This is a genomic window from Streptomyces sp. NPDC060209 (genome assembly GCF_042728155.1).
GTDB lineage: Bacteria > Actinomycetota > Actinomycetes > Streptomycetales > Streptomycetaceae > Streptomyces.
Genome location: NZ_JBHWZS010000385.1, coordinates 1 through 7,252, shown reverse-complemented (window position 1 = coordinate 7,252; position 7,252 = coordinate 1). Strand labels below are relative to the sequence as shown.

Annotated in this window: 5 protein-coding genes and 1 pseudogene; 1 reads left to right on the top strand and 5 read right to left on the bottom strand. The window is 70.0% G+C overall.

Annotated features, from left to right (window positions below):
- Window positions 1-37: 37 nt before the first annotated feature.
- A complete protein-coding gene (locus ACFWFI_RS38980; protein WP_387400036.1) occupies window positions 38-487 on the bottom strand; it encodes a MarR family winged helix-turn-helix transcriptional regulator in 450 nt (149 codons plus the stop codon).
- Between the two features lie 54 nt (window positions 488-541).
- On the opposite strand from ACFWFI_RS38980, the gene ACFWFI_RS38975 reads away from it, so the two are divergent.
- Window positions 542-1,411, top strand: a complete 870-nt coding sequence (locus tag ACFWFI_RS38975) for an NmrA/HSCARG family protein (RefSeq protein ID WP_387400032.1) — start codon at window positions 542-544, stop codon at window positions 1,409-1,411.
- A 27-nt stretch (window positions 1,412-1,438) separates the two neighbouring features.
- Here the strand turns inward: ACFWFI_RS38975 and ACFWFI_RS38970 are convergent.
- The 4 genes and pseudogenes from ACFWFI_RS38970 to ACFWFI_RS38955 form a co-directional block, all read right to left on the bottom strand.
- A pseudogene (locus tag ACFWFI_RS38970) lies at window positions 1,439-1,702 on the bottom strand (IS30 family transposase); the annotation flags it as partial.
- 17 nt (window positions 1,703-1,719) lie between these two features.
- Window positions 1,720-1,926, bottom strand: coding sequence for a hypothetical protein (locus ACFWFI_RS38965; RefSeq protein ID WP_387400039.1), 207 nt, complete (start codon window positions 1,924-1,926; stop codon window positions 1,720-1,722).
- Between the two features lie 217 nt (window positions 1,927-2,143).
- Window positions 2,144-6,124 carry a tetratricopeptide repeat protein gene (locus tag ACFWFI_RS38960; RefSeq protein ID WP_387400029.1) on the bottom strand — a complete coding sequence of 1,327 codons (3,981 nt, stop codon included), beginning with the start codon at window positions 6,122-6,124 and terminating at the stop codon, window positions 2,144-2,146.
- The gene (locus tag ACFWFI_RS38955) at window positions 6,121-6,573 is read right to left on the bottom strand and encodes a hypothetical protein (protein WP_387400026.1); all 453 of its coding nucleotides are present in this window, start codon (window positions 6,571-6,573) and stop codon (window positions 6,121-6,123) included. Before ACFWFI_RS38955 ends, ACFWFI_RS38960 begins: the two co-directional genes overlap by 4 nt.
- Between the last annotated feature and the right edge of the window lie 679 nt (window positions 6,574-7,252).

The window sequence follows — 7,252 nt, the reverse complement described above, 5'->3', positions numbered from 1 at the left end:
GGGGTTTCCCCGGCCGAGCGTTTTGCGTGGGCGGCGGTCATCCCATGTCGCGCAGGCGGGCGATCTGTTGCTGGGAGAGTTCGACGGTGCGTCGCATGTGGCGGTACAGCAGAGCGCGCTCGTCCTCGGTATAGTCGGCGAACATCGCCTGCCACCCCTCGCCCAGTTCGGACCACAGTTCCATGAGATCCTGCATCGCCTCCGGGACAGGCTCCACCCGGACGCGGCGGCGGTCGGTCTTGTCGCGGTGCCGGACCACGTATCCGGCTTTCTCGAGACGGTCGACCAGCCGGGTCGCCGATCCGCTGGTCAGGCCGGTCAGTTCGGCGATCCGGCCGGTGGTGAACGGGCCGGGCTCGACGGTCAGCAGGTTGAGGCACTGGACGTCGGTGGGGTGCAGCTTGAGATGGTCCGCGACCGCCTGGTTGAACATGACGTACGAGGCCAAGTAGCGGCGGGACTCCTGCTGGAGATCGTCGATCAGCATGCACACCTCGCTAAATATCTGCGTAACGCAGTAACTGTGTCATACGGTAACCGCATGACGAAGGAATCCTACCGGCCCGTGGTGGCCGTCGCCGGAGCGACCGGCGCCCAAGGCGGCGCGGCCGCCCGCTCGCTGCTCGATCAGGGCTTCCAGGTCCGCGCCCTCACCCGCACTTCCGACTCGGCCGCCGCCCACGCGCTGAGGGGCCTCGGCGCCGAGGTGCACGCAGCGGACTTCGACGACAGCAACTCGCTGGAGGCCGCCCTGAAGGGCGCCGACGGGTTGTTCGCGATGTCCACGCCGTTTGGCTCCGACCCGGAGACCGAAGTCCGGCAGGGCATCGACCTGCTGGAGGCCGCCCGCGGTGTCGGGCACATCGTGTTCACCTCGGCCGCGCACGCCGACCGCGGCACGGGCATCCCACACTTCGACAGCAAGTACCGCATCGAGCGGCATCTGCGTGGGCTGGGTGTGCCGTGGACGATCCTCGGTCCGGCCGCGTTCATGGACAACTACACGGTCGAGTGGTCGCTCGATGGTCTGCGCGAAGGCCGGTTCGTGCTGCCGATGCCGGCCGACCGGCCGCTGACGCTGATTCCCGCGCGGGACATCGGCGCCTTCGCAGCCCATGTCCTTGCGCAGCCACAGGAGTTCGCGGGTCGGCGCATCGACATCGCCTCCGACGAGCTGACCTGCCCGGAGATCGCGGAAGCCCTGACCGGCGTGTGCGGCCGGCCGATCGTCTTCGAGCGGCTGCCGATCGCCCACGTCGAGGCGTTCTCGGCCGATCTCGCCGCGATGTTCCGCTACTTCACCGAGGTCGGCCTCGATGTGGACGTGGACGCCCTGCGCCGCGACTTTCCGGAGATCGGCTGGCAGCGCTTCGGCACCTGGGCGGCCAAGCGCACCTGGCCGGTCAGCTGAGTCCACGCGGTTAGCACATAGCCGGACTCAGGCCGCGAGCAGTTTGCGCAGGCGCTCGGCCGGGGTTTCCCAGCCGAGCGTCTTGCGTGGGCGGCCGTTGAGTTCGGCGGCGACGGCGGCCAGGTGCTCACGGGTGTGGACGGACAGGTCGGTGCTCTTGGGAAAGTACTGCCGCAGCAGGCCGTTCGTGTTCTCGTTCGACCCGCTCTGCCAGGGGCTGGCTGGATCACAGAAGTACACGGGGATGTCGGTGGCGATCGTGAACTCGCGGTGGCGGCCCATCTCGCTGCCCGTGCGCAGATGATGACCTACGGGAGCGAGCCGAGCACTGAGACGCCGGGACACCGGTACGCGGCACTCGCTGGCGCCCGCTCGACGGACAGCACATCGACGTCACCGGGTGGAGCGTCCAGCAGCTGCTGAACGGCGCGGCACTCATCACCGAGCTCGGCGCGTACGGGCCGGGCGGCCGGGCCCACCACCAGGGACAGCCCGGCGACACGGACCGGCTGCACAGGGGCGGCGACACCCCCTGACGCCCGCTGTGGGCAGGCCGAACTGCTGCCCTCAACACGACTGCGCGGGGACCCGGCGCGGCCCGCCTCCATGATCCTAAGAGCTGTGGCGCGCCTGCCCTCGCGACCAGTAAGGAGCCGCAAATCGGACGGACGGGGACGCTGCAAAGCGTGGATCCGGCTACGGTCGCAGGGTCAGCCCGGCCGCACTGTGGGGTCAGTTGCCCGAGGAGCGCTCCGCGAGGGCGAGGGCGAGGGTAAACAGGTGGTGCAGGTGGGTGTTGCCGGTGCGGCGGGCCTCTCGTTCTGCGCTCTGAAGGTGCCCGGTCGCGGCGAGGCGCAGGTCGGTCAGAGGGCGTTGGAGGACCGCGCCGGGGTGGTCGAGGTCGTACACGCGGCTGTGCCAGTCGAAATCGCGGCGCTGGCGGGCATCGCCGACGGCCAGTTGTCCCGCGTAGGCGACATACCGGCCGTCGGGGGAGGAAATGATGAGGTTGGGGTGCTCGGTGCCCATGAGGGCGGGCGGGGCTGGCCGCGGGGCGAGGGTGTCGGGGTCAAGGAAGTGGATACGTCCTTCGCCGGGAGCCTTGCCACCGACGACGTCCCACTCCGGTACGGAGAACAGGTGCTCCATGCGCGGCGTGGTCCGTTTGACATGGGGCCGTATGTGCGTTCCGCCGAGCTGCCAGAGGGTCAGCCCGCCTTCCTGGCCGGAGGTGAGTAGTCGGTCGTGGCCGACGAATGTCAGATCGATGATCGCGTCAGGCTGTACCGGTCCTCCGACGGCTAGGGCGCCGCCGAGGAGTGCGTCGGCGGCGACCATGGCGTAGCCGTCGCAGAGCACCAGCCGGATCCCGTCGGGGGCCACGGCGATCAGGGTGCCGTTGGAAAGTCCCCAGGCACTGAGATCGACCTGCCGAAGGGCGTCCGGCGACGCGGTGCCGACAGCCTCGTCCACCAGGGCGGCCGGGGAGAAATTCAGGCCGGCTACGTAGCCGACGAGCATTGTGGCGACCCTAGCGCTGGCCACCGCAGCCCCTCGCGCAAGGATAGTGGTGCCCTGACCGGTGTGGCGGACGAGTTCGAACGCCAGGCCACCGCCGTGGTCGGGTGACCTCACGGCGATAACGGTCGAGGCGTCAACGCAGGTGATTGAACTGTGGTCGGGCGGTCCGGTGTGCAAGGTGCTCCGGGCTCCGGTGCGCAGGTCGAGAGTCTCGATCGTCTCCCGGCCATCGGCGGTCGTAGCGACCGCTAGGGCGTTGTGTCCGTGGGCGAAGGAGATGAAGTCCTCGTTGAAGAGGCCCAGCTCGGCCGGGAGCCGGGTGGTCGCGCCTGCGGAGGCCTCGGCGATCAGAGTGGCGGTGCGGCGGGCAGGGAGTGAGCGGAGGGCATCCAGCAGCACTTGGTCGACCGCGTCGGCAGGGTGCCAGCGGCGCACCGGGATGCGGCGGGCAAGCCGGGCGGCGTCGGTCAGCGAGCAACGGCAGACAGCCTCCCAGTACAGCGGCCAGTCCTGTCGGCGGGCAAGTTGTTCAGCCACGCGGAACAGGTTGTCGCGGGTGGCCGACAGCTCGGTAACGCGGTCCCAGCCCGACACCTCGACCGTGGTGCCGGGGCACCGCACGTAGTCCTCGATACGAACCCGTGGGGAGCGTGCACTGGCCTCGGGGTCCAAGGGTCGTCCGGCGGCCCGCAGGGCGTCGTTCTGCTCGTGCAGGGCACCGACCATGCCAATCTCGTGCGCGTCGGGGTTCGTGGCGGCGAGCTGCCTCCAGAGCGCGACGGACTCCTCGCCGGCAGCCAGGGCCTCGTCGTGGAGGCCGACGGCCGTAAGGCTCTTGCAGAGCGCGCCCAGCGCGATGGCGAGGTGCTTCCGGTGTGTCAGAGGGTTGTCGTCGGCCAAGCGGCGGTAGAGGCCAACGGACTCCGTGATGGCGGCGTTGGCCTCCTGGTGACGGGCGGCGTCGGCGAGTTCGCGACGGAGGTTGAGCAGGGCGAGAGCGAGGTCGGGCCGGTGGCCCACGGGGTCGACGTCGGCCAGTTCACGCCAGATCCGAACTGCGTCAAAGGCCGTCTGGGTGCCATCACCGGGCATGGGGGCGGGGCCTCCCCTCTTGGCGCCGGACAGAGTTCGCTCGACGTCAGTCTCGGTGTCGGCCGCGCTCCGTAGGGTCAGGGCTGCGGCGTTGGTCAGGGCGACGGCGAGGCCGACACGGAAGCGCGGGTCGTCGGCCTCCCGTCGGCGGTAATGCTCGATCGCCTCCTGGTTGGCCCGATATGCCTCGGTCCACCTCCCGGCGTGTTCCAGGTACGTAGCAAGGTTGGCCAGAGCGGTCGCAAGGTCGAGGTCGTACCACGGGCGGTCCCGCCCATGGAGGCGCCGGAAGACCCCCACCACCCGTTCCTGGGCGGCCACGGCCTCGGCCCCCCGTCCGGTCTCCGCGAGCAGGCTGGCGTAGTTGGTCAGGGACTTCCCAACGTCGGCCTCGTAGATCTCCGGCTGCTCGAGGGCCAGGTGCTCGAAGGCACGGACCGCCCGCAGCACGACGAGGACCGCCTCTTCACGGCGGCCGAGCAGGCTGAGGTCGTTGCCGTGGTTGACCAGGACACCAGCCCTCGCTCCCGGACCGTCGGCCACGTCGAGCAGCAGCTCCAGCAGGCGGACCCGCAGGACGGCGGCGGCCACCTCCAGGTCGGGCGGGGTCGGGCGGGGCAACCGATCGAGCACCCTACCCAGCAACTGGTCTGGGATGGAAAGCAGGTCAGCTAGGGCCAGCAGGGCGGGCGCGCCGGCGGCCACGGCCAGGTCCGGATTCTCGTCCAGCAGCGGAAACAAGCAGCGTGGACCCACGTGTGGCCAGCGTTCGGCCGCCGCGGCGAGCGTGGTGACGGCCCGGGTGGGCAAGTCGTCGCGGCCGGTGGTCACTGCGGCGCTCTCCGGGGCCCAGTGCTGCGCCGGGTATGCGGCGTGGTGGCCCGGCAGGGTCAGGGCGACGAAGTCCTCAGCGAGGCGGTCGGGGTAGAGCGGTTCGAGGACGGTAGCCCGCGCCGGATCGGGTGGCGGGTAGCAGATCGCGTGGTCGGCGAGGACCTCCGCAGTGGGGCGCCCCAGAGACAGTGCGTTGAGGAGCGCGGTCCCGGAGTCGGGGGACCGGGGGCCGCTGAGGGCGGCGGTGAAGACGGCCCGGTTCATCGTGGCGGGCGGAGTGGCGATCCGGCCGTGGCGCCTTTCCCGGTACAGACGTGCCCAGTTGAGCTGTTCCCGGTCCAGCAGGTAGAGGGCCAGTCTGGCGGTGCCCGGCAGATCAGGTACAGCGGCTGGGTCGAAGGTGGCCGGGGGAACGGGCGCGGGCGGCGTACGGCCAGTGGCGTGCGCGTCGACTGTGACCAGGGCGGCCATATGGACGGCGAGCACCAGACCGAACTCGGGGTGGCCCAGGTCGGCCGGGCCGGTGTGCGGCGGTGGGACCCCATACCGAGCGGCGAAGCCGTTCAGGGCGGCCCGGTACATGGTGTGACGTCCTTGGGGCTCCGAGACGGTGGCCCTGCTGGGACTGTCGGGGTCGTTCACGACGAGGGGTGGCAGCAGCTGCTGAGAGAACGAGACCTGCTCGTTCACCAGGGAGGCCCGGAGCGCCGGCCAGATGTCCGTACTGCGAGCGATTAGCAGGATCCGCACTAGAAGATCGGTACGGTGCAGCAACGCGTTGCTGAACAGCCAGGTCAGCGAGGACAGCGGCCACCGGTCGGCGTAGTCGACCAGGAGAAGCAGCCCGGCTGTGCCGTCCGGTCGCAGGTCCTGGCTGCCGGGCGGCGGCAGGACACCGCCCGGGCCCTCGGTTGCCGTGGCCACCGTCCACCCGAGCTCAGCCATCTGGGCTGCGAGCTCCTGCGCCATTCGCGTTTTGCCCTGCCCGCCGGGCGCGTGCAGCCACCGGGCGGCCCGGCCTCGCTCCTGGGTGCACCACTCGCGCAGCTCCCGCAGTTCCTGCTCGCGGCCGGTGAACCCAACCACGGCGAACCGGGCGTTGAGCATCCGGCTCGGCTGCTCGCGCAGCCACTCGTCGTCGAGCGCGGGAGGCCGCCGCCACCGCTCCAGTACGTATAGCGGCGTGCCGTCCCCGAAGACGTGGATATCGGCGCCGATCACCCCGTACGCGAACCCGCCAGTGGCGGTGACGTACTGGGAACTCAAGCGCGTTCACTCCGCTCCTGATGGACAATCACGTTGCCACCTTGGGAGGCGAACACCTGCGCGTGATCGTGGGCGACGACGTGCATCACCCACTGCTGCTCTTCCTCGGGCAACGAACGCCGCATCCGCTCTGTGAGGTCACTCAGCTCGCCCGCGAGTTCCGGGTGCTCGCGCAGCAGCTCCTGCACCCTCAGCTGCCAGGCCGGCAGCAGGCTGATCCGGGCCGCTGGCGTGTCGTCGGCACGCGCCACGAGGGCGGCGTCTCCGTCCAGCTGCGCCGCGATTAGTTCGATCCGGTGGTCCGCGGCGGTGCCGGCCCCCGTCCCGCCCTCCTCCGGTGCCGTGCCGCCAACGGGCTGCACCGCAGTGCCGTCCCGGGAGCTTGTGCCGGCACGCCCGAAAAGCCCCAGTACACCGGTGCGGGTGGCCTGCCAGGCATCCGTAGCCATGGCCCCTACGAGAGCTGTCGATCCCGCGGTGGCCAGCGCCACTAGTGATTCCGCCAGCATTCCCCCGCCATTCCGGCGTTCCGCCACATCCGTCCGTTCACGTCCATGCTGCCACCAACCGCGTTGCAGTGCACCACAGTTGGGGTCTCCGGCGAATCCGTCGTGCTGTCAGGTCAGCAAGCTGCGCTTTGCTACCTGCACGTACGAGCAGCAGCAGTCGGCGTCCCGCCCTCCCCAGCACTGCGCGATCGCTGAAACAGTTGAAGGTCGGGACACCGCTGCAATGCGGGGACATTCGTCAGGCAGTGCGGTCGAGTTGAGCGCCGTCGAGACAGAGAAGGTGCCAGCTGTAGCTGGCTGGCGCCCTATGGCACCCGCGGCCGATGCCAATGTGGCCGGAGAGTGGTCCTGGGGGGCCAAGAGAAAGCCCCATCGTCCGAAAGCGGCCACACGAGCGTGGCCCGTGGGCACAAGAAGGGCCGTCGCCCGCAGGCAGAGCCGCGTCTGCCAAGGGTTCAGTTGCCTGCCTGCCCTGGGTGTCATTTTTGGGGCGACGCTCCTCTGCGTCACGATCTGGTACTTCAACCGGTAGGGCGGCATGCGTTCCGGTCACTTTTAGTAGTCGTCGCCAAGAGGGAGCCTCGGTGCCCCCCGCCAAAACCGCCGCCCCCCGGCCCCC

Coding starts and splice junctions, on each gene's coding strand:
- ACFWFI_RS38980 (WP_387400036.1), bottom strand. CDS start 487: ATGCTGATCGACGATCTCCAGCAGGAGTCCCGCCGCTACTTGGCCTCG.
- ACFWFI_RS38955 (WP_387400026.1), bottom strand. CDS start 6,573: ATGGCTACGGATGCCTGGCAGGCCACCCGCACCGGTGTACTGGGGCTT.
- ACFWFI_RS38975 (WP_387400032.1), top strand. CDS start 542: ATGACGAAGGAATCCTACCGGCCCGTGGTGGCCGTCGCCGGAGCGACC.